The sequence below is a fragment of the Chamaesiphon sp. VAR_48_metabat_403 genome (genome assembly GCF_031422475.1).
Classification (GTDB): Bacteria; Cyanobacteriota; Cyanobacteriia; order Cyanobacteriales; family Chamaesiphonaceae; genus Chamaesiphon.
This window is the reverse complement of the sequence record NZ_JANPLS010000342.1, coordinates 1-18,390: the sequence shown is the minus strand read 5'-3', so window position 1 is coordinate 18,390 and position 18,390 is coordinate 1. Positions and strand designations below refer to the sequence as shown.

Below are 18,390 nucleotides of genomic sequence, written 5' to 3'. Positions count from 1 at the left end.
GCCTTGCTGTTGGGGCAGTAGATGGAGGGTTTTGGTAAAATGTCCGAAACTGCGTTCGACTAGTTCTCTGGCTTCTTCTAGGGTATGGGTTTGGAGCAGGTTTAGTACCATCCCATAAGTGGGGGTAAATTGACTTACCAGCGGATCTGGTGCCGATGTGGCAAAGTCGCTGGCTTCTTTCGCGCCTTCAAATCTGGTCTGAGTGGCAACTACATAGCCCACCACGTCCTTACCGCGCCGTCCGGCACGTCCCGACATTTGTAAAAATTCGGAGGCTGTCAGGAGGCGATGTCCTTGGTCTGTGCGTTTAGATAAGCTGGAAATTACTGTCGTCCGGGCGGGCATATTAATCCCCGCTGCGAGGGTTTCGGTAGCAAAGACGACTTTGATTAAGCCCTGTGTGAATAATTCTTCTACCAGCACTTTCCAGGCTGGTAAAATCCCGGCATGGTGAGCGGCGATGCCTTTATAGAGCGGTTCGACTTGTCCCGCGCGGGCGGCTTCGGGGTTTTTTTCTAAGAATTCATCGATCCTAATTTTTAACTGAGCGGCTTCCGTTTTGGAAATTAGTGGCAGAGTAGAGACTTCGGCGACAGCTTTATCGCAACCGCGCCGACTGAAGATAAAATAAATTGCAGGTAACATTTCCCGCTCGGCAAGCTTGCTGACTACAAAGCCGATACTGGGGACATCTTCAGTTTTGCGGCTGCCAGTGGGACGATGGGTTTTGAGTTTGGGATTGAGTTTGGCAGTATTAGGGTCTAATAATGGCAAGATCCCTTTGGGGTTGACAAAATGAAACTCTAAGGGGACGGGGCGGAAGTCGGAATAAATGAGTTCGGTACTGCCATGAACGGCATTAATCCAGTCGGTTAATTGTTTGCTATTGGCAACGGTGGCGGAAAGGGCGACGAGCTGAATGTGCGGGGGACAGTAAATAATCGATTCTTCCCAGACGGTACCCCGCTGTTTGTCATTCATATAGTGGCACTCGTCGAGTACCACTGCTTCAACACCCATCATGGAGGTACCGACTTCGCCGATGCGGGTACCGTAGAGCATGTTGCGGAAGATTTCGGTAGTCATGACGACGACTAGTGCGTCCCGATTGATGGAAATATCGCCCGTGAGCAATCCGACATTCTCTTCGCCAAATTCGGCTCTAAAGTCGCGATATTTTTGATTGGATAAAGCTTTGAGGGGGGTGGTGTAAAATACTCTGCGTCCCTGTCGCAGGGCGCGATGAATGGCATATTCACCGATTAATGTTTTACCAGAACCCGTCGGGGCGCAAACTACGACTGACTTTCCCGCGTTGAGTGCGGCTACCGCCTGAAGTTGAAATCCGTCGAGTGGAAATGGAAATATTTCTTGGAGCTGTTCGGTAGTGATAGCAGAGGTGGTCATAGCGTTTTAACTTCTCAGGCGGTGGCACGAGGTTAGATTGTGGCGGTAGCTAAGTCTCGATACTCTCTAGTATATTCGGAAATTACGATCGGGCACGATCGGCTAGCAGACGGGCAAGCTGCTAGCGAGAATGAAAAGATAAATTGCAATTAAAAAGCCAAGGCTTAAACCTCGGCTGACTTTAAATAAATCGCTAAATTAAATCTGAATTATCTAGATAACGCAAGTTGATAGTCATAACCAAGGTTAAAGATTTGGGTATTAGGTATTAACGATGGGATAAAACCTATAACCTAATAGCTAAAACCTAACACCCATCCCACTCAAAACCCATAACTAGCAACTTGGGTTAGATAGATCAGACAGCTTCGATATTTTTCTCACCAGTCCGAATCCGCACCACTTGTTCGATGGGACTGACGAAGATTTTGCCATCGCCGATTTCACCAGTTCTGGCAGCAGCAATAATCTTGTCTACTACCATGTCAACTTGAGAATCTTCGATTACGACTTCGACTTTCAGTTTTTGGAGAAATTCTACGGTATATTCCGAGCCGCGATAACGTTCGGTTTGCCCCTTTTGTCTGCCAAATCCTCTCACTTCCGATACCGTCATTCCCACTACGCCTGCATTGACGAGGGCGATTTTTACTTCATCTAATTTGAAAGGGCGAATGATTGCTACAATCTTTTTCAATTTCGGTTACTCCTGAATGTGTGTCTCTATACAATTTTTTAGCTGCACCAACTTGACATTTTGTATCATTGTTAGACCAGCCAAACATGTAACTCTGGCTACAAAATAAAAATATGACAGTTACTCTCGGCATAGATTTTGGCACATCTGGAGCCAGATTGGTAGCGATCGACACCGATCGTAACGTGCTATGGTGGGGGACTAGAGAGCTATTGGTGGCATCGACTTGGCGGGAAACTTTGTTTGGGCTAATTCGCGCCATCCCAGGTGAAATCAGATCGCAGGTAACGAGCATCGCGATCGATGGGACATCTTCGACGGTATTATTATGCAACGATCGGGGGCAATTAGTCGGTACCCCAATTTTATATCATGACGATCGCGCCAAAGTAGTATTAGATCGGGTAAGATCGATCGCGCCAGTCGGACATCCCATAATTAGTGCTACTTCTAGTTTTGCCAAGTTATGCTGGATGGCGACTCAACCTAATTTTCCAGATTTCAATGCCAGTCAAAAATATTATTTTCTCCATCAAGCCGACTGGCTGGCTTACCATCTGCATGGCAAACTGGGCATCAGCGACTATCACAATGCCCTAAAACTCGGCTACGATGTCGAATCCTTATCTTATCCCGATTGGCTCGAACGGCACCCTTATCGCCCATTATTGCCGCAAGTATTAAAGCCAGGTACGCCGATGGGGATGGTATTACCCCAAGTCGCTCAAGAATTGGGTTTAGCGTCTGATTGTATGGTGTGTGCGGGTACTACCGATAGTATTGCCGCATTTTTGGCTAGTGAAGTGGATACGCCAGGAGTAGCTGTGACATCGCTGGGTTCGACACTGGTAATTAAACTGCTCTCTCGCACGCGGGTTGACGAGCCTCGGTATGGAATTTATAGCCACCGTTTGGGCGATTTATGGTTGGTAGGTGGTGCGTCAAATACTGGCGGCACAGTGTTGCGACATTTTTTCAGCGATGCTGAGTTAGTCAGCTTGAGTCAGGAAATCGATCCTAATATATCCAGCCAACTCGATTATTATCCCTTATTAACTCCAGGCGATCGGTTCCCAATTAACGATCCTAATTTACCACCGCGCCTGACTCCGCGACCAGAGCATCGAGTCGATTTTTTGCATGGGTTACTCGAAGGAATTGCTAAAATCGAAGCGCGCGGCTATGAGCTATTAGCCGAATTAGGAGCGACACCCCTAACGGCTATTTACACCGCAGGCGGCGGCGCGAAAAATTCCACCTGGACGAAAATTCGGCAGCGATATCTACCCGTACCCGTATCTATTTCTCAGCATCAGGAAGCGGCTTATGGTAGTGCATTGTTGGCACTTAGTCGGGGAGGGGGGAGGAGTAAGGAGTAAGGAGTAAGGAGTAGGGAGTAAGGAGTAGGGAGTAAGGAGTATGGTTCGGTTAAACAAATTCCCTTGCAGTTTTAGTCTGCGTAGGCAGACTTTGCATCACTAGCGGCGACTTCAGTCGCTGGCTAACCGAACCGTATTGTATCCACTATCCACGATCGCCAGAAAGTTGGCTAAAATTCTATTAGGGAGCGGTAATTAAATCGGCTCAAATATCGCAAGATTGCATCGAGCCGCAGAAGTTTGTCGGTGGAGATATTTAGGAACGTATATATGAATGCCAATCCTCAACTCATGACAGCAGTCGAACAACTCGGATATCGAGTCACTTGTGCGGATGTTGTCACCCATAGTGGTATTCACCTCGAAGCAGCGCGTTCGGGATTGCTGGCGTTGGCGAATCAGACTGGGGGGCATTTGCAAGTCACCGATACTGGAGAAGTAATTTATGTTTTGGCTCCAGATTTTAGGCAAGTTTTATTGCGTAAATCGGTTAAATTACAGGCTAAAGCTTGGCTGACAAAGATCTGGTCGATCGGATTTTACCTGATTAAGATCTCGTTTGGCATTTTATTAATTACCTCGATTAGTGCTGTCTATCTGACAATTTTGGCAATTACACTCGCCGCACTATTTGGGAGCGATAATGGCGGGGATTGCGGCGACTTTGGCGATGGTGGTGGTAATTGCGTCTTGGCGATTGGTGACTGGGGTAGCAGTAGCTCTAGTGCTGGTAGTTCTACAATGACGACCGTTAATAATGAGAATCTCACACCAATTCGACCTAAAACGCAGCGCAAGCCGCTCAATTTTTTAGAAGCGGTATTTTCGGTATTATTTGGCGATGGCAATCCTAACGCCGATCTCGAACAGCGGCGGTGGAGTTATATTGGCAATCTAATTCATCGTCAGCAAGGGGTGGCGATCGGCGAACAAATTGCTCCATACTTAGATGATGTAGGGCAGGGGTACGACCGAGAATATGAAAACTATATGTTACCAGTTCTGACTAAGTTTAATGGTATTCCCGAAGTCAGTCCGACCGGACAATTGGTATATCATTTCCCCGATCTTCAAACTACGCTTAAAGATGCCCCCTCACAATTTAAGCGAGTCCCCCAATCGTTGCGAGAACGGAAGTGGAAATTTAGTAAAGCCACACCTACTCAAACTAATTGGGCGATCGCGCTATTTGCTGGTAATCTAGTTGGGATAGGTGTCTTAGCTCTGATGCTCCAGGGGATAGCTAGTAATTCGATCGGGATTGCAATGATAGTTTTGGCTCTGTATGGGGTGGGGCTAGTTGTTATCCCTTCCTGTCGTTATTTCTGGGTGAAAGCGCAAGATCGAAAAGTCCGCAACCGCAATCAGTTTCGCCATCAGCAGGTAAAAATATTACAGCAAAATGATACGATTCAAGAGAAGTTAGATTATGCCAAACAGTTTGCTAAACAGCATCTAATTACCGATCGAGATATTATTTATACCACCGAAGAAGATGCTCTATCTCAAGAGTTTAAGCGGTTAGAATAAACGATCGCAGATTGTAATTTTGGGTAGAAAATCTTCATTTATGCTTTCCATGCCACTCTCCACCGACATCGTTTCGCTCATCGATAAATTGCAATTGCAACCTCATCCCGAAGGCGGATTTTATCGTGAAACTTGGCGGTCGGATCTTTGTCTACCCCAATCGATTTTATCAGATGATTATACCGGAGATCGATCTGCTGGCACTGCAATTTTATTTCTACTGCCCGCAGGTCATTTTTCGCGGTGGCATCGGGTACGATCTGCAGAATTATGGTTTCATCAAGCAGGAGATCCACTAGAATTGGTGATAACAGAAACTTTAGATGGAGCCTCCCACCCCATCCACCTCGGTCGAGATTATACCTTCCAAGCCATTGTACCGCCCAACCATTGGCAAAAAGCTACACCGATCTTGGGTGCAGCGGGATATGCGTTGGTGGGATGTGTGGTGGTGCCCGGATTTGACTTTGCCGATTTTGAGCTAAGTAATAGCTAGCATTTTTATGCTATCTTCTTAGCTATTTATCGTTGCCCATAAATTCTGGCATTGCCACCACATTGGCATTTTGACTGATTCCTTCTTGCTTGAAGACCTTCTTTACTGTCAACAGCAAAATCTTGAAATCTAACCACAAACTCCAGTTATCCACATACCAGAGATCTAGCTTAAATTTTTCATCCCAAGTTAGGGCATTACGTCCATTGATCTGCGCCCATCCGGTAATTCCTGGCGGTACATCATGACGGCGAGCTTGGTCGGGACTGTAGCGTTCTAGATATCTTACCAATAATGGGCGCGGGCCGACAAAACTCATATCGCCGATGAGGACATTCCACAGTTGAGGTAGTTCGTCTAAACTAGCTTTACGTAAAAATTGACCGAGTGGAATCAATCGCGCTTCATCGGAGAGCAAATTACCCGCAGCATCGCAGTCGCTAGTCATCGTGCGGAACTTAAATACCGTGAAAATCTCGCTATTTTTGCCGGGACGCGCTTGCGTAAAGACAATCGGACTACCCATGCGTACCCGCAAAACGATCGCCACAACTAGTAGTATTGGCGAAAATAGTAGTAATAATAATGCTGCCATGACTCGATCGGCGATTATCTTCACACCTCGACTAAAATAAGTAGGGGACTTACGTTTAGGTTTTATCTCTTTCATTTTGGATGTTTGGAGCTGATGTCTGCCGTTAGTTATTGCCACGATGAATGGAGCCACTAACTAATCTTTATTTTTCCCATCGATGGTCTCTGGCTTACTAAACTTACCAAATTATTTGTTATTTTGGCTCTAGCAGGCAGCGATCGTGGCACACTATGTTTATACACTACCACCGTACCGAAATCCGGCAATCGCGATTTTTGGAACGAGCGGACGAGTCGCTGGTTCGGTTTATCACCCCTTTTCAATATCTAAACCCCATCGTGAATAAAATCATCTCAGTCTCCAGTCAGCCAGTAACTAACTTATCGACAACATCTGCGCGCGCACAGTTAGAAGCAGAGCGCGTGCAAGAGATTTTGATTTTGCTAACTAGTATGATGGCAAGGGAGGAAGCAACGATTAAATTAATTATCGATTGTTTGTACGATATCGGCTATGTCAATTTAATTAATAAAAAGGTGCGCTTGCGTCCGCTCAATTCGCTGGCAAAGTTCATTGCGAAAAGGTCGAAGCCAGTCGCCAAAATCTTTGCCTGGAGATGGTTTATTAAAAATTGCCCTCAGCTAATTGCTAAGTGGTTGTATGTGAAGGTTAGTTTTTAGAATTAGTGAATAGTGGATAGTGAATAGTTATTGTCCTCCATCACTCGGTCATTTGTCGGACACAAGCAAATATTTCAAAATACCATCCTAACACCTAACACCTAACACCTAAAGCCTAAAACCTAAAAACTCACCCGATACATTTGAAATAACTGTCCCGATTGAGTGGCGGTAACTTTACCGCCAACTTCTTTGACTAGATCTGTAAATTGTGCCAGCGGCGACAGCAAGACTTCTGCACCTAAATACATCTCTAAAATCGCCCAGTTCTCGGCTAATTCGGCATCGGGATCCATCGCATCAAAAATGAAGATTCCATCGGGTTTTAAGACTCTCTTGACCTCTTGGAGTACTAGTTTCCAGTACTCAGGAGGATAGTAACAACTAAATCCGGTAGCGACCGCCCGATCGAATGTATCGTTCTCATAATTTAATTGATGAGCGGCACCAGATTGGACACCTTTAAATAATTTAGAATTTAGTTGAGATCCGCGCGAATTGAGGGCACTTTTCGCCACGACGCTGATTTCTTGCCCGTAAAAATATGTTTCCCATTCTCGCCAATTGTATATCAAAAAACTAACTCCGCAGCCGATATCTAAGCAGCGATGGTTCTTTTTAAAGCCTGCTAATTCCCAAAATGGTGAAGCGATTTTTGGAGCGAGATTGTGACTGATCCACTCTCTGAAAATCGGCATTTCTTCGACTTCTGGCGGTAGTTCAAAAGCTTCTTGTTTAAACTCTCGATCGAATCTTTGTTTGACTCGCTCGATATCGATCGACCAATCGTGTTGTGGTGTAATAATAGGACTGTACATCTTGAGACTGGGGGACGAGGTGACGGGGTGACGGGGTGACGCAAGCGTCCATATTCACTATCCACTAGCCTTCAGATATTCAAATACTGATTTGTCGCCAATATCGGGGGGGATAGCTTGAATGGCTTTGCGGATGGCAAAAATCGAAAATAATATCGCCCAACTAGCTAATAAAATTGCTTCGATCGATTGCGGTAGGATATTTATTAAATGTCCTAATAATAATCCGGGAACTAGAAATGTCAATATTTTTGTTTCTAAGCGATTGAAACAAAAAGCTTCTTTAAAAAAGATACCAGTCAAGGCGGCGAAGGTAAAACCCACACCTAAAATAGTTAACGGCTGTTCGTAAACGATCGATCCGATCGGTTGCTGATAATATAGAGAAAATCCGATCGCACTCATACACCCAATTGCCCAAAATACTTGCAAGGTTCGGTGCAAAACTGCCATGTAAATATGAATTGTCGCTAGAGCGATGCCGAGGGCGACTGAGAAGATAATATAGAGTATGGTTATCGCTGTCAATACATTGGCATTATTGCTTTCACTATTACCCCATTGCGATAATACCGCAATCGTCCCGATCGCAAAACTTATCGCCGCTACCATCAGCGCACTCCGATAAATTATCACACTTTGCCGATCGCGATCGGTAATTGTAAATGTACCAAACTGTCCCTGATATATTTCTGTCGTAATATCTGATTCGATCGTTTGCATCTGCTTTTATCCTCTTATTCTCTATCTCCAAAACCTAATACCTAAAGCCTAAAGCCTAATACTTACCCTCTAAACTGCTGTTGATAAGCAATAAATACCGCTTCGATAATTAGATGAGAGTCACGAGTGGGGAGTCTATCTGTTAACTCTATTTTATCAATTAATTGTAGTGCTAATCGATCGCTAACTTGAATTTTAGCAGATGACGATAGAGCTGGATAGCGATAGAGGTACTTTCTAATTATGGCAAATTCGTCGGGAGTTAAGGCGGCAATTTTGCCTGTTTCAATTAGTTTAGTTGCCAGCTCTGTGGCTGCGGGTAAGATGGTAATTTCTCGATCGCTAACGGTTTGCCCTTCTTGAATGGAAATTGTCCCCGCCACCCAGTCACCCAGACGTTTTTCTTGAGGTGTAAAGAGAATTAATAACAACCCAATAAATAGAATATCGTCGATTGGGCGCAGGAGCGATCGTAAGATCGATTGCTGAATGCCAACATTACGTCCATCGTCTCTAATTACTCTAATTTTAACATATTTTTTACCTGGAGTCTGTCCGCGCCACAAGGTTTCAAATACGATAAAATATCCGATATATACTCCAAATAAAATCAAGATTTGGATTGCCAGCAGCCAGGGGCGAGCAGTATCAGATTGCAACCAAGTAATCTGGGCAAATAAGATTGCCCAGATTACCAACAATATAAAAATTGTCGAACTCCAAATCAGATAGTCAATAACTAAAGCTTGAGTGCGATTGCCAACTCCAGCTAAAACAAATTCTAATTCAACACTTTCTGGCGTTTGTGATTTGACTCGGTTTAAATATTTCATATGTATGCGAATTGACGATCGCTCTATCTGTAAAATATCTACTAAATTATCAGATCGTTACCTTCTTGGCGATTGCGAAGATCGAAGTAAACAATTGCTTTAATTATCTGCCAAAATGGCATAATCAGTAGTTCGATCGCCAGACTGACAAAGAAACCCACGATTGTCAAAACTCCCCCAACTACTTTGGCAGAATCTGTACTCGAAACCGACATCAATTGACCGATAAAACTTGGAGTACTGCCAATGCTACTCAGCGGGATGGTAATTAAAAAAGCTACCGTGATAATTAATACTAATTTTCCGATAACATTATTACTTAATTGTCTGCTGCGACGGATGCTAAAATTAGCAGATGTAATTGGCTCGACTGCCAGAGGCAATTCAGCAACAAACCAGGCAGCATAAAAGCGCACGATTAGTGCGACTAATAATACGAAGAAGACGACTGATAATAGAATAATAAAAACAACAAAAACACCATTGTCGGGGGATAATTGCGCTACAGACATTAGAAGTGCCACCATTAATCCGATCGCGATAGCGAACAAAATATACCCAACTATTACCAACAGGGACAGATACAACCCTAATAATAGCGATAGCCTTAAAAATGCCCACGTACGCGGTAGTAATTGCCTAGTAGCTGCATCTACTGTTTCTGGAGCATCGATCAGTTCTTGATAAGCTAACCGACAGATGACAGCTCGATCTGTCAAGCTTTTGGCCGATAGATATAAACTCAAGCCAAACCAGACAACTACCAGGGGAATGACGACAGGTAGCCAGGATTGAGTCAGGCTAAATAATACGCCACCAATCAACATTAATCCGATCGCAGCGGCGAAGATTGCCACTACCCAAGCTGTAGCGCGAAGGGATACCTGCAAATAACGTTTTAAGTTAGATCTGTAGAGAATGGTGCCTGTAGTCACCACATTCCCAATACTGAGGGTACCAAATGGATCGGAACTATTTTTTGTCATAGTATTTTAGATGAGATTACACCGCTTGTTATTTAGTGTATGGTGCTAGCGACCGATTCTCACATTTGGTAACAGGATAGAAATATTCATCATCCCGCGCCGCAAATTTGGGCGTTTGGCTGTTAATCCCAAATCGATTGTCTCTACTTGCATCCTTGAGGAATCGGGATTAGATCGGAGCCGAATTTTCTTTGGCTCTCGCAATTACCAAGGTAGAGATAATTTATTAATTGCCCCTACCCTGGCGATGGTATCAAAGTTCCAATTTATTTAAGCTAAGATTCTTACTTGAAAAATTGCTGAACGCTAGAGAGATTGGCGGTATCGCGAATCACTAGAAATACGCCCAACCCCAGTAGTAAAAACAAGCCCGTCTGCATCACGGTTTCTTGCAACTTCATCGGTAACGGTTTGCCCAACAGCCCTTCAAACAACAAAAACGCCAGTTGACCGCCATCTAAAGCTGGTAATGGCAAAATGTTCATTACGGCTAAATTAATGCTGATTAGCGCGCCAAATTGCAGCAATCCAGCAGCATTATTCGAGGCAATACTCGAACCGATTTCCACGATTTTGATCGGCCCAGCAATTTGAGTAGCTGTCTCGCCAAAATTGGTTACCAATTGCGATAAACCTTGGAAAGTCAGCACCACCACACGCTCGAATTCATTAGCTCCTTTGACGAGGGCATCGATCGGACTTATCGATCGATCGATGATAATATCGGCATTAGGCGCGAGTTTGACCCCAATTTGACCTTTACCTTCGGCATTGGCATCGGGAGTAACTTGGAGATCGAGTGTCTTGGTACCGCGTTGAATTTTAAAAGTTAATGGTTGCTGGGCGTGGGTTTGAATCTCCGCCATCAGCTTGACAATGGCTGGTTTGGCACTACCCAGATCTTGGTTATCTACCGCGAGTACGATATCCATTGCTTCAATTCCCGCTTTACCAGCAGCAGTACTCAAATTGTCAGCAATTCCCGATACTACTACGCCGGGATGATAATTAATTTGCTGAAAGCCGATAACGCTCACCTGGACGACCAGCAAGAAATAAGCAAAGATTAAATTGGCAATTACGCCCGCACTAATCACGATCGCCCGATCGAGCAACGGACGATTGCGGAGTAAATTAGGATCGTCTGCGGGGATATCACTATCGGGATCGTCATCGGGAAAGCCGACGAAACCACCCAAAGGTAGTGCGCGAAGGGCGTATTCAGTCTGTTTGCCTTGATATTTTAATAATACTGGCCCGAAGCCTAGTGAAAATTTATTGGCATAAATGCCCTGCAATCTGGCTGCCAAAAAGTGCCCCAGTTCGTGAACAAAAATTAATACTGCTAAAACGCCGATCGCCGCCAATGTTGACATATTTTCTCTTGTTTTGACCTACTATTACCCATTTTAGTCGGCGAGTGGGAGGAGTGGGGGATGGGGGGACAAAGGAGACTGGGGGACTAAGAGAAGGCGATCGCCTGTTTGACAAAACCGATGATATTTTCCCCGGTCGAAAGTTGAAATTAGCTAGTTGGTATTGTTATCGATCGATCTGCAATAGAGGAGATCGAACGCTCTTCGCCACCGAAAGACACCAACTGCAACATTAGTCGCTTCTTACCAACTGACTTGAGGTGGTGGAGTCGGTTTTGGTGTTGGGGCAGATTGAGTTCCAGATGGAGCGAGGATGCGCGTGGCTGGGACGCTAGGTAAAACCGTCCCAGGGCTAGCAATTACGGGTTTAACTGGTTTAACGACAGACCTATTTAGGAGCGTGTAAACCACATTCTTTTTGAGTAGCTTCTTCCCACCACCAGCGTCCTTCGCGCTCGTGTTGATTGGGGAGAGTTGGTTTGGTGCAGGGTTCGCAACCGATACTAATAAATCCGCGCTCGTGCAGGGAGTTGTAGGGCACTTCTAGCGCGCGAATATACGTCCATACGTCCGCAGACGACCAATTAGCCAAAGGATTGAACTTAACTAACGGATGTTCTGGCGTGCCGAAGGCTCCATCGGCTTGAATCGCGGGTACCGCAGCGCGAGTCGAAGGGCTTTGATCTTTACGTTGTCCGGTAATCCAGGCATCAAGGGTGGCTAATTTGCGTCGCAGGGGCGCAACTTTCCGCACGCCACAGCATTCTTGGTGTCCATCTTCGTAAAAGCTAAATAAACCTTTGGCCTTCACCATCGCTTCGACGGGAGCGGCTTCTGGATAGATGACATCGATCGCGATATTATAGTGCTTTCTGACTCGATCGATAAACTGATAAGTTTCGGGGTGAAGCCGTCCAGTATCGAGACTGAAGACTTTAACATTGGGATTAATCTTATATGCCATGTCGATTAAAACCACATCTTCAGCTCCACTGAAGGAAATGGAAATATTATCGAATAAACTTAACGCCCGTTTGATGATTTCCTGGGGACTTTGTGTGCTTAGTTCGGCATCTAAGGTGAGGAAATCCAGTTCTGTACTCGCCTGAATCATGATTGCGCGCTCTTGAAAAATTAAGGATCGATCGTCTGACGATATTTTACAGGAGAAGGGTGGAGTGTGGGGGGTGTGGGGAGTGTGGGGAGTGTGGGGAGTGTGGGAGGATGTTTTCCTTTACCCTTTACCCTTTCCCCTTTCCCCCTAAAGCCTAAAACCTAAAACCTAAAGCCTAAAGCCTACCTCATTGTGACAAACTCTTCAGCGGAGCTGGGATGAATGCCCACAGTGGCATCAAAATCGGCTTTAGTCGCGCCCATTTTGACAGCAATGGCCACCCCTTGAATGATTTCTGCGGCATGGTCTCCGACCATGTGGGCACCGAGGACGCGATCGGTTTTGGTATCTACAACCAGTTTCATCAGGGTTTTTTCCTGTTTGGCTGGTAGTACGTAGTACATCGGTCGGAAACTGCTGCGATAGATTTTAATATTATCGCCATGCATTTCGCGGGCTTCTTCTTCGGTTAACCCGACGGTTGCAGCTTCGGGGGTAGTAAAGATTGCAGTCGGAATATCCGCATAGTTCATCGTGCGGGGTTTATTGCCAAACATGGTATCGGCAAAAGCTCGCCCTTCATTAATTGCGACGGGCGTGAGTTGGATATTGTCGGTACAGTCGCCAACCGAGTAAATATTTTCGACATTCGTCCGACTGTTAATATCGACGAGAATCGCCCCATTATGGGTTTTGACATCGACATTTTCTAGTCCCAAGTTAGCTGTATTGGGTTTGCGTCCGAGTGCTGCTAAACTGACGACATCGGCGAGAATTGTTTGCTGTCCATCTTTGGTAGTCACGGTGAGGCTGACACCATTATCGGTTTTGGCGATTGAGAGATCTTGGGCATGATTGATAATCTTCACGCCATGATGGATCATCCCGTCCTGAACTGCCGATCGCAAGTCGCCGTCAAAACTACGTAAAATTAAATCGGGTCGAATAATTTGGGTGACTTCCGTTCCCAATCCATTCATAATGCACGCAAATTCACAACCGATATAGCCAGCACCCAAAATTACCATTTGCTTGGGCTGGGTAGGTAAATCGAAAATATCATCAGATACCAGCGCGTGTTCGATGCCTGGAATATTTGGACGCACGGGGACACCACCGACTGCAATCAAAATTTTATCGGCAGTAACGGTACGTTCGCCCACTTGGAGTGTATGATGGTCGATAAATTTCGCTCGATCGTGCAAAAATTCTACTTTGGAATTGTCCAACATCCGTTGGTAAATGCCATTGAGCCGGGTGACTTCACCATTGACTGCTGCCATCATCCTCGGCCAGTCTAGCTGGCTTTTAACGGCACTCCAACCATAACCTTCGGCATCGGTAAACAATTCTGGAAAGTGAGATGCATATACCATCAGTTTTTTAGGAATACAGCCGCGATTGACGCAGGTACCGCCGAGTCTGTCGTATTCAGCAACGCCAACTTTGGCACCATATTCGGCGGCGCGTCGCGCTGTCGCAATCCCGCCAGAACCGCCACCAATTACGAATAGGTCGAAATCATAGCTCATATCTGTTTTCCTGTTAGTGAATAGTGAATAGTGAGTAGTGGCTGGCAAAGGATATTAATAACGCTCGATAAATACAATCGACCTCATAAAAAGCATAAATCCAAGTAGGTGGGCAGTTGCCCACCTTACTCAGACTTATTTGACAAACGGAGTCGTAAACAGTAGATAGCATCTCTTGTTAGCTGTTCGCAGAATAGTTTTTACTATCCACTATTCACTATTCACTATTCACTATCCACTAAACTACTTGCTGCCTTTGATATGAGCTAACATCGTATCGGCATCGGAGACTTCAAATGGGTCGGTGGGGCAGTTGTCGATGAAGCCTTCTTCTGAGAATACTTTGTCGATTTTGCAATCGTTTACCAGCATTGAGTAACGCCAAGAGCGCATTCCAAATCCTAGATTGGATTTGTCTACCAACATGCCCATTGCTTTGCTAAACTCACCATTACCGTCGGGTAAGAGCTTGACATTTTTGGCTCCTTGCTTGAGACCCCACTGATACATGACAAAGGCATCATTGACAGAGAGACAGTAAATTTCATCTACACCTTGTGCTTTAAACTCATTGTAGAGTTCTTCATAGCGGGGCAGGTGGGAAGTAGAACAAGTGGGTGTGAATGCACCAGGGAGGGAGAATACGACGACTTTTTTACCAGCAAAGACATCTTTGGTAGTTACATCTTGCCATTTAAAGGGGTTTTCACCACCGATCGATTCATCGCGCACGCGAGTTTTGAACACAACATCAGGTACTTGGTCGATTACAGCCATGATTTGCTCCTAGTAATAATTATTTTTGGTTCGCAGTCAAGGACGATCGAACTCATACATCTCAGAATAATTCTAATTTAGGAATAAGTCAAGAGTTGTAAGAATATTTAGTTGATAATATTTAAAGTTAAGCGATCTTTCCTGGAATTTCGGGATTATAATTGTTAGTTACAGTATCTCTCTACTAGCCACTAGCTTTTAGTTCCTAGTCCCTTGCAATGTTCCAGCCCTCCACAGACGCGATCGTCAAAACGCTTAAAGCCAAAGGCTTGCGGGTCACACCGCAACGATTCGCCGTGTATGCTAATCTCTTGTCGCGTACCGATCATCCCACGGTCGAACAGCTTTTGATAGATTTAAATCAATATTGCCCTGTATCTTCCCAAGCAACGATTTATAGCTCCTTGCAAGCTCTCCGCACGGCAGGATTGATCTGCGAGGTGCTGCTGGAAGCTGGTGTATCGCGCTACGATGCGATCGTCGAACCTCACCATCATTTCCACTGTCAACAATGCGGCGCGATCGAGGATATCGGCTGGGACGCGCTACCTGGAGTAGAATTCGATCGATTGCGATCTGGCTTACAAGCAGTGAGCTATGAAACCATCGTACGTGGTTACTGCGATCGCTGCACTCCAGCAGCGCAAGATTAAGACTGACTCCAATTCGATCGAAATTTTATGTCCGATCTTTGAAACCGCATAAGTTACCGGAACTATAAGTCTACCAAACCGCAAACTTATGAGTAAACTCACACAGTTCCTAATATTTAAAGCTTACTTTAGAACGGAAAGGGTGAGATTCGAACTCACGGAAGCTTGCACCTCATCCGATTTCAAGTCGGACGCATTCGACCACTCTGCCACCTTTCCAAATACAGACATCCAATCATAACACGATTTGCGATCGCCGCGATCGGCAAGAACTAAAAAAATTTCGCACTAGCAAGATCGAGCCACCACACATCCCCATTGCAATTGTATTGGTGGCTCCCTTTTCCATAGCGAGGTTACTCAAGAGGTTGAGGATCGCTACTTGCAGGATCTGAAGGTAACTCCACTGGAACTAGTGAGTCGAAAACCATACTCACCAGATGGACGAGCGATAACACTAATGCTACTGCCGATAGGAGATAACTGTGAATTGTAAATAAATGCTCTAGACTAATCGTGCCGAGCGCATCACCACCCAATAATAACTGGCGCAGAAAGTTCCCGATTGCCGGAATGCTTTCAATAATCGACAGCTCGATTTTGAGCCGCCAGTAGCCTAATTGCGACCACTCTAAATTCATTGCCGTCCAACCCAACCCAATGGCACTGAGCGTCAAGAAAATTCCCGATATCCAACCCACAATCCAACTGCCGAGTAGGTGGCGACCGAAAAACATTACCACGATCTGTACCAGCGAGACAGCAATTAAGCCATTCCCGGTAATGTTATGCAAACTTCTAATCAACCAACCATTCGTCACCCGATCGTTGATGTACGCGATTGAAGAGTACGCATCGGTACTAGAAGGAGTGTAGTAAAAGGCGAGCGACACGCCAGTAATGGCTGCCACTAGACAAAGCGCGAAGATCGCAATCGCCAGCACTGTAGCTAGCTTTCGCAACGCAGACCCGTAACGCACAGCATTCATAAGCAATACTTTTGAGCTTTATTTACATTTCTTATTATTGTAGAAGAAATTCAGGAGTTGTCCCACCGCTAAATTCCGATCGTCCACATTCGCACCGACTGGGAAAGATCCAACTTTTTCCGACTTTAAGTACCGATTTTTTCCGCCCCAACACCGAGCTAGCGCGACTTAGACTAAAACTACAGGAATTGTTCCCCATCCGACTGTAGTAATTACCGAGTCATCTCGTTCGCCTAAGATTATGGAAAATACGAATACCCTAGTTTATTTACTCAAAGATCGATTTAGTTTTATCGACGAAATTCACAATAGCGAAAAACTCAATAGCAAAATTATCTCGCTGCTGTTTACTAGCTTTATTTGCTTCGCAATTTACGGAGCAATTATCGGCGCGACAAACAGTGCGATGCCGATTCAAATTCTCTCTTCAGCGGTTAAACTTCCCGCTCTATATCTGGTAACTCTGATTGTTTGTTTGCCGACGCTATATATTTTCAATGCCTTCTTTGGTTCTCGCAGTACAATTCAGCAACATTGGGCATATTTGTTATCGGCAATAACCGTAATTTCTGTTTTATTGTGCGGGTTCGCACCGATTACTTTATTTTTCTTGTTGACTGTTAATGATAAATTTTTCTTTCTGTTATTAAATGTAGCGATTTTTGCACTCACGGGTATCTTAGGTGTATCTTTTCTCTACCGGACTATGAAACCAACCGAGGCAGACGAACAAGCTGGGAACATTAAGATCAGAAAAAATATCCTGAAGTTTTGGTTGGGCTTATATGGATTTGTTGGTACTCAATTAGGTTGGACGCTAAGACCATTTTTTGGCACCGGGAGTACTTTTGAAGTATTTCGTCCGCGCGAAGGTAGCTTTTTTACAGCAGTCTGGGAATCTTTCCATCAATTGGGTTTGTAAGCAATCTGCACGGATAATAAATTAATTTTTAAGATAAATAAGGGTGAGATTGGCAAATTAAGATGCTTTAGAGCAGAGGCAATGCCAACAAATATATGGTAGATAGAATTAGCAAATTAATCATTTCCAGATCGACAGTAGAATCGATCGGACAACAGGAAATCGGACAGCTCATGGTTGGATTCACCTGGAGAAAGAATGTGTGGCAAAAACCACATAAATTAATTCAGATGGGGTTAATGCAAATCGTCGGCGCGACGATGATCTTTACGGCAATGATGTTGCCAGTCGATCGCGTGTTACATGTCTATCACCCGCCGCGATCGCAATCCGATCGCATCGTCCAATTAATTTGGATCGATGGTACCATTACCTTGCTAATTTTATTTGGTATCAATCGGTGGATTTGCGAACGCGGAAAACGATTGCAAAAGCTCCTCAAATTAGTAGAGCAAATCGAACACTACAATCAGATTGTTACTTCGATCGATACGCTGGAAAAAGTTGCCGACCTCACACATCATCAGGGCGAAACATCTCAAGCTAAAAGCATGATAGAAATCCTCAGTAAGACTCGGCAAAATCTACTCATAGCACTAGAGATCGATCGTTATTTACGTCAATATCCCAATTCATCCGAACTCACATTAGCAATCGCTAATAATCTCATCGATCTCCAAAATTTAGCCCAACAACCTCAATTAGCTGAATATGGAATGTTGCTCAATCAAGCCTGGGAAATTGGCATGAGTATCTATGAAGATAGAGCGGGTTTATAACCAATTGATATTTATCGATAGATCTCACTCGATTGGTCGGAGGTGCGTAAATCCACTGAGGCGATCTCGATAGAAGATCGGTTATGATTTAGTGGCAATTATCC

Annotated in this window: 20 protein-coding genes and 1 tRNA gene; 7 read left to right on the top strand and 14 right to left on the bottom strand. The window is 44.8% G+C overall.

Annotated elements, in window-relative coordinates:
- Both RMO79_RS16635 and RMO79_RS16630 read right to left on the bottom strand, forming a co-directional pair.
- The coding region (locus RMO79_RS16635; protein ID WP_310484316.1) for a DEAD/DEAH box helicase at positions 1 to 1,407 on the bottom strand (1,407 nt) is incomplete at its 3' end.
- A gap of 358 nt (positions 1,408 to 1,765) precedes the next feature.
- Positions 1,766 to 2,104 (bottom strand): P-II family nitrogen regulator, encoded by a 339-nt coding sequence (locus RMO79_RS16630; RefSeq protein WP_310484315.1) that lies wholly within the window; start codon positions 2,102 to 2,104, stop codon positions 1,766 to 1,768.
- Positions 2,105 to 2,217: 113 nt separating this feature from the next.
- Between RMO79_RS16630 and RMO79_RS16625 the strand changes: the two genes are divergently transcribed.
- From RMO79_RS16625 to RMO79_RS16615, 3 genes are all read left to right on the top strand, one after another.
- On the top strand, positions 2,218 to 3,483 hold the full coding sequence (locus RMO79_RS16625) for an FGGY-family carbohydrate kinase (protein ID WP_310484314.1): 1,266 nt from the start codon (positions 2,218 to 2,220) through the stop codon (positions 3,481 to 3,483).
- Between the two features lie 270 nt (positions 3,484 to 3,753).
- Entirely contained in the window at positions 3,754 to 5,013 is a 1,260-nt protein-coding gene (locus RMO79_RS16620; protein ID WP_310484312.1) for a hypothetical protein, read from the top strand.
- Between the two features lie 40 nt (positions 5,014 to 5,053).
- Positions 5,054 to 5,509 carry a cupin domain-containing protein gene (locus RMO79_RS16615; protein WP_310484310.1) on the top strand — a complete coding sequence of 152 codons (456 nt, stop codon included), beginning with the start codon at positions 5,054 to 5,056 and terminating at the stop codon, positions 5,507 to 5,509.
- A 22-nt stretch (positions 5,510 to 5,531) separates the two neighbouring features.
- Here the strand turns inward: RMO79_RS16615 and RMO79_RS16610 are convergent, their stop codons facing one another.
- Positions 5,532 to 6,179, bottom strand: coding sequence for a sugar transferase (locus RMO79_RS16610; protein ID WP_396136616.1), 648 nt, complete (start codon positions 6,177 to 6,179; stop codon positions 5,532 to 5,534).
- 263 nt (positions 6,180 to 6,442) lie between these two features.
- Here RMO79_RS16610 and RMO79_RS16605 point away from each other — a divergent pair, with 263 nt between their 5' ends.
- Entirely contained in the window at positions 6,443 to 6,784 is a 342-nt protein-coding gene (locus RMO79_RS16605; protein ID WP_310484305.1) for a hypothetical protein, read from the top strand.
- 122 nt (positions 6,785 to 6,906) lie between these two features.
- Here RMO79_RS16605 and RMO79_RS16600 read toward each other — a convergent pair whose 3' ends face one another.
- The 9 genes from RMO79_RS16600 to RMO79_RS16560 all read right to left on the bottom strand — a co-directional run bounded on the left by RMO79_RS16600 (position 6,907) and on the right by RMO79_RS16560 (position 14,943).
- A complete protein-coding gene (locus RMO79_RS16600; RefSeq protein ID WP_310484304.1) occupies positions 6,907 to 7,602 on the bottom strand; it encodes a class I SAM-dependent methyltransferase in 696 nt (231 codons plus the stop codon).
- A 57-nt stretch (positions 7,603 to 7,659) separates the two neighbouring features.
- Positions 7,660 to 8,325, bottom strand: a complete 666-nt coding sequence (locus tag RMO79_RS16595; RefSeq protein ID WP_310484303.1) for a DUF2301 domain-containing membrane protein — start codon at positions 8,323 to 8,325, stop codon at positions 7,660 to 7,662.
- Positions 8,326 to 8,387: 62 nt separating this feature from the next.
- Positions 8,388 to 9,158 carry an RDD family protein gene (locus tag RMO79_RS16590; RefSeq protein WP_310484302.1) on the bottom strand — a complete coding sequence of 257 codons (771 nt, stop codon included), beginning with the start codon at positions 9,156 to 9,158 and terminating at the stop codon, positions 8,388 to 8,390.
- 41 nt (positions 9,159 to 9,199) lie between these two features.
- Entirely contained in the window at positions 9,200 to 10,144 is a 945-nt protein-coding gene (locus RMO79_RS16585) for a hypothetical protein (RefSeq protein ID WP_310484301.1), read from the bottom strand.
- A gap of 284 nt (positions 10,145 to 10,428) precedes the next feature.
- Positions 10,429 to 11,520 (bottom strand): RIP metalloprotease RseP, encoded by a 1,092-nt coding sequence (rseP, locus tag RMO79_RS16580; RefSeq protein ID WP_310484299.1) that lies wholly within the window; start codon positions 11,518 to 11,520, stop codon positions 10,429 to 10,431.
- A 243-nt stretch (positions 11,521 to 11,763) separates the two neighbouring features.
- Positions 11,764 to 11,931: a hypothetical protein gene (locus RMO79_RS16575; protein ID WP_310484298.1), complete on the bottom strand. Its 168-nt coding sequence runs from the start codon at positions 11,929 to 11,931 to the stop codon at positions 11,764 to 11,766.
- Positions 11,909 to 12,634, bottom strand: coding sequence for a phosphoadenylyl-sulfate reductase (locus tag RMO79_RS16570; RefSeq protein ID WP_310484297.1), 726 nt, complete (start codon positions 12,632 to 12,634; stop codon positions 11,909 to 11,911). The genes RMO79_RS16575 and RMO79_RS16570 overlap by 23 nt, the downstream gene beginning before the upstream one ends.
- A gap of 182 nt (positions 12,635 to 12,816) precedes the next feature.
- Complete coding sequence (gene gor / locus RMO79_RS16565; protein ID WP_310484296.1) at positions 12,817 to 14,166, bottom strand: glutathione-disulfide reductase; 1,350 nt, start codon at positions 14,164 to 14,166, stop codon at positions 12,817 to 12,819.
- 243 nt (positions 14,167 to 14,409) lie between these two features.
- Entirely contained in the window at positions 14,410 to 14,943 is a 534-nt protein-coding gene (locus RMO79_RS16560) for a peroxiredoxin (protein WP_310484295.1), read from the bottom strand.
- Positions 14,944 to 15,161: 218 nt separating this feature from the next.
- On the opposite strand from RMO79_RS16560, the gene RMO79_RS16555 reads away from it, so the two are divergent.
- Positions 15,162 to 15,596, top strand: coding sequence for a Fur family transcriptional regulator (locus tag RMO79_RS16555; RefSeq protein ID WP_310484293.1), 435 nt, complete (start codon positions 15,162 to 15,164; stop codon positions 15,594 to 15,596).
- Positions 15,597 to 15,730: 134 nt separating this feature from the next.
- On the opposite strand, the gene RMO79_RS16550 is transcribed toward RMO79_RS16555, so the two are convergent.
- Positions 15,731 to 15,815: transfer RNA gene (locus RMO79_RS16550), tRNA-Ser, on the bottom strand.
- Positions 15,816 to 15,952: 137 nt separating this feature from the next.
- Positions 15,953 to 16,585 (bottom strand): cytochrome b N-terminal domain-containing protein, encoded by a 633-nt coding sequence (locus tag RMO79_RS16545; protein ID WP_310484292.1) that lies wholly within the window; start codon positions 16,583 to 16,585, stop codon positions 15,953 to 15,955.
- A 241-nt stretch (positions 16,586 to 16,826) separates the two neighbouring features.
- Between RMO79_RS16545 and RMO79_RS16540 the strand changes: the two genes are divergently transcribed.
- Positions 16,827 to 17,507 (top strand): hypothetical protein, encoded by a 681-nt coding sequence (locus RMO79_RS16540; RefSeq protein ID WP_310484291.1) that lies wholly within the window; start codon positions 16,827 to 16,829, stop codon positions 17,505 to 17,507.
- 95 nt (positions 17,508 to 17,602) lie between these two features.
- The gene (locus RMO79_RS16535) at positions 17,603 to 18,286 is read left to right on the top strand and encodes a hypothetical protein (RefSeq protein ID WP_310484290.1); all 684 of its coding nucleotides are present in this window, start codon (positions 17,603 to 17,605) and stop codon (positions 18,284 to 18,286) included.
- Positions 18,287 to 18,390: the final 104 nt, after the last annotated feature.

Bases quoted from the DNA above. Each gene is read 5' to 3' on its own strand.
- RMO79_RS16625 (WP_310484314.1), top strand. From the start codon at position 2,218: ATGACAGTTACTCTCGGCATAGATTTTGGCACATCTGGAGCCAGATTG.
- RMO79_RS16620 (WP_310484312.1), top strand. From the start codon at position 3,754: ATGAATGCCAATCCTCAACTCATGACAGCAGTCGAACAACTCGGATAT.
- RMO79_RS16615 (WP_310484310.1), top strand. From the start codon at position 5,054: ATGCTTTCCATGCCACTCTCCACCGACATCGTTTCGCTCATCGATAAA.
- RMO79_RS16610 (WP_396136616.1), bottom strand. From the start codon at position 6,179: ATGAAAGAGATAAAACCTAAACGTAAGTCCCCTACTTATTTTAGTCGA.
- RMO79_RS16600 (WP_310484304.1), bottom strand. From the start codon at position 7,602: ATGTACAGTCCTATTATTACACCACAACACGATTGGTCGATCGATATC.
- RMO79_RS16595 (WP_310484303.1), bottom strand. From the start codon at position 8,325: ATGCAAACGATCGAATCAGATATTACGACAGAAATATATCAGGGACAG.
- RMO79_RS16590 (WP_310484302.1), bottom strand. From the start codon at position 9,158: ATGAAATATTTAAACCGAGTCAAATCACAAACGCCAGAAAGTGTTGAA.
- RMO79_RS16585 (WP_310484301.1), bottom strand. From the start codon at position 10,144: ATGACAAAAAATAGTTCCGATCCATTTGGTACCCTCAGTATTGGGAAT.
- rseP (WP_310484299.1), bottom strand. From the start codon at position 11,520: ATGTCAACATTGGCGGCGATCGGCGTTTTAGCAGTATTAATTTTTGTT.
- RMO79_RS16570 (WP_310484297.1), bottom strand. From the start codon at position 12,634: ATGATTCAGGCGAGTACAGAACTGGATTTCCTCACCTTAGATGCCGAA.
- gor (WP_310484296.1), bottom strand. From the start codon at position 14,166: ATGAGCTATGATTTCGACCTATTCGTAATTGGTGGCGGTTCTGGCGGG.
- RMO79_RS16560 (WP_310484295.1), bottom strand. From the start codon at position 14,943: ATGGCTGTAATCGACCAAGTACCTGATGTTGTGTTCAAAACTCGCGTG.
- RMO79_RS16555 (WP_310484293.1), top strand. From the start codon at position 15,162: ATGTTCCAGCCCTCCACAGACGCGATCGTCAAAACGCTTAAAGCCAAA.
- RMO79_RS16545 (WP_310484292.1), bottom strand. From the start codon at position 16,585: ATGAATGCTGTGCGTTACGGGTCTGCGTTGCGAAAGCTAGCTACAGTG.
- RMO79_RS16540 (WP_310484291.1), top strand. From the start codon at position 16,827: ATGGAAAATACGAATACCCTAGTTTATTTACTCAAAGATCGATTTAGT.
- RMO79_RS16535 (WP_310484290.1), top strand. From the start codon at position 17,603: ATGGTAGATAGAATTAGCAAATTAATCATTTCCAGATCGACAGTAGAA.